2 protein-coding genes and 1 tRNA gene are annotated in these 2,845 nt (G+C 68.0%); 1 reads left to right on the forward strand and 2 read right to left on the reverse strand.

The features are described from left to right. Together KK7_RS21245 and KK7_RS0118790 are read right to left on the reverse strand one after the other, a co-directional pair. On the reverse strand, window positions 1-1,818 hold a 1,818-nt coding region (locus tag KK7_RS21245; RefSeq protein WP_010546182.1), incomplete at its 3' end, for a TonB-dependent receptor. A gap of 169 nt (window positions 1,819-1,987) precedes the next feature. Then, window positions 1,988-2,074: transfer RNA gene (locus KK7_RS0118790), tRNA-Leu, on the reverse strand. 129 nt (window positions 2,075-2,203) lie between these two features. On the opposite strand from KK7_RS0118790, the gene KK7_RS0118795 reads away from it, so the two are divergent. Then, on the forward strand, window positions 2,204-2,845 hold a 642-nt coding region (locus tag KK7_RS0118795; RefSeq protein ID WP_040599303.1), incomplete at its 3' end, for an MATE family efflux transporter.

Consider the following 2,845-nt stretch of genomic DNA (forward strand, 5'->3'; position numbering starts at 1 on the left):
CAGCGACGACCTGATCGGCATCGACAGGTTGAAGCCCCAGCGCAGCTGCCGGGTGTCGTTCTCGGCAAAGTTCACCGCGCGATTGTCGATGCTGACCAAATCGCCGTCGGGATCGCGAACGAACCGGTCGGGGAAAGCCGCCTCGATCGCCGCGGTCGCGGCGGGGAAGGAGGTGGTGTCGTTGCGGATCCGGCTGGCTACATAGTCGGCGCGGATCGACAGGTCGGTCTTGTCGAGCGGGCGCAGTTCCAGGCCCAGCTTCATCACATGGCGCTGCTCGGCCTGAAGCAACGGGTTGCCGCCGGTAATGGTGGTGATCGTGACGGTCTGCCCGGTGCGATAGTCGAACACGCGGGTATTGGGGCTGGCGATCACCGGCCCGCCGAGCTGGCTGGTGGTCGGCGCGCTCTCCGAATCGGTCCAGGACGCGATCAGCCGCACCGGCTTCAGCGGCGACCAGTTCACGCCGTAGCCGGTGGTGGTCAGCGTGCCGAAGTCGGAGAGGCGCTGCACGGCGGCGTTGCCGTTGATCGTCAGATCGCCGAGCGGCTGGAGCACGTCGCGCCGGCGGCTGGCGATCGGCAGGTCGATGTTGAGCGAGGCATTGGCGATGTTGCGGGAGAGCGACGCACTGGTCGGAACTCCTGCACGCACCGCGGTGCTGTCGAAGCCGCTCAGCGTTCCGCCGAAATGGAGCGAGGTGGAGATGTCGCCGGCCGGCAGCTTGGCGAGCGGGCCGCGCAGCAATGCGTCGACCGTACCGACGTTCGAGGTCGAGTTGCCCCGGTCGGCGGGGCGTGCGGCACCCAGCAGATCGAAACCGCGATCGGTGATCGTCTTGCTCGTCGTCCGGTCGTAATTGCCGGTGAGCGACCAGCTCCACTGGCTGCTCCACGGCAGCCCGTCGCCGTTTAGCGTGGTGCCGAGATGGCTGGTGATGGTGCGGCTGCTGGCGGTGAGCGGGCTGGGCTCGCTGGAAAGCGCCAGCGGCGCGGCGGTCTGCGACAGTGCCAGACCGCGCAGCGCTTCGTTCTGCTGCACCTCCAGCGTGCCGTTGATCGTCGCGCTGACCTTCTGGTTGAGATTGCGGGCGTAGGAACTGTTGATCGTCAGGTCCTGGCTGGGCGCGACGAGCGTGCGATAGGGCGCCTGGTTCACGCCGCTGCCGTCGTCGAACGTCGGCAGCACGTTGCGCTCGCTTTCCAGCAGGGCGGAATTGCCCTCGTACTTCACATCGAGATTCACGCGGCGGTCGCGGTTGATCTTCAGGATGTCGGCCTGCACCTCTTGGCTGCTGTTGCCGCCCTCGGTCGGCACGCTGCCTTCCAGCTCGGTGGTGAGGGCGCGGAATCGCTCGCGCAGCACGAAGTTCACCACGCGCTGGTCGGCCGAATAGCCGAATTTCAGCGCCACTTCCTCGGCCAGGATGTCGACGCGCTCGATCGCCTCGGTCGGCAGGTCGCGGATCTCGGCGAAGCTGGAGATGCGGCGGCCGTTGAGCAGCACCACCGGCATGCCGCTACCGCGGCCGCTGCCGGTCTGCGGCGCGAGTTCGGTGAGCAGGTCTGCGATCGAGGAGACCGCATACGCGCGGATATCGGCCTGGTTCAGCTGGATCTCGGGGGGGATGTCGCCCTGCACCGCGCCGCGCGGGGCGCTGGAGGTGACCACGATCTCGTCCGTATAGGGGTCCTCCGCCGCCGGGGTGCCCTGCGCCGGTCGAGTAGCAGCGGCCTGTGGCGTGTTCGTCTGCGCCTGCGCCGCCAGCGGCGATACGCCCGCCAGCAGCCCCGCCAGGGTGGTCCCCAGTCGCTTCATCGTTGTTCGTCCCTCATTACCGAATCACAAGCGGGCCCGCAGGCCCGCCCCTTTGATCCGCGGGTACGACGCACATGTCGCAAAACTGTGCCGGATTGTGGGAGAAATTGTCGCGCCGTTTCGGGCGGATATGAAAATGGGGGCCGAAGCCCCCATCCTCTTACATTCATGGTGCGGTCGAGAAGACTCGAACTTCCACGGCCTTTCGGCCACAACGACCTCAACGTTGCGCGTCTACCAGTTCCGCCACGACCGCACGTGAATTTCCGCCGGCATTTCCATACCAGCGGCTGGTAAGGCAGCGGGCCCTAGCAAAGCGAAATGGGCCTGGCAACCTGTTTTGTGCAGCTTTCTTGGTGCATCGCTTGCGCCTATGCCCCCCGGCATGCCTATCGCGTCCCCCGTCGCCGCGGAAACCCGCCGCCTCCTCGCGCTGGCCTGGCCGGTGATGCTGACCAGCCTCAACTGGACGATCCTGCACGTGACGGACGTCGTCGTGGTGGGGCTGGCGGGCAGCCACCAGGTGGCGGCGCTGGGCGCGAGCCGGACGATCACCTTCCCGGGAATCGTGATGGGTCTGGGCGCACTGACCGGCATCCTCGTCCATGTTTCCCGCGCCGACGGGGCGGGAGATCTGCGCCAGACGGGCCGGGTGCTGCACGAAGGCGTGCTGCTCGCGCTGCTGCTGGGGCTGGTGAGCTTCGCCATCCTGTTCGGATTCGCCGCCCCGTTGCTCGCCGGCGTCGGTGTCGCGCCCGACCTGCTGTCGGCGACCACGCCGGTGGTGCAGGTGATGGCGCTGGCCTATCCGTTCCAGCTGGTCACCATCGCGACGAGCTTCTTCCTCGAAGGCGTGAGCCGCCCGGCGCGGGTCACGGTGGTCAACCTCGCGGTGCTGCCGATCAACGGCGTGCTCGCCTGGGTGCTGGCGACGGGCGCGTTCGGGCTGCCGGCCTGGGGGGCGGTGGGCGCGGCGGCGGCGACCGCCATCGCCTCGGCGCTCGGCGCGGGCGGCATGCTCGCCGCC

It is taken from the genome of Sphingomonas elodea ATCC 31461, assembly GCF_000226955.1.
Taxonomy (GTDB): Bacteria; Pseudomonadota; Alphaproteobacteria; order Sphingomonadales; family Sphingomonadaceae; genus Sphingomonas; species Sphingomonas elodea.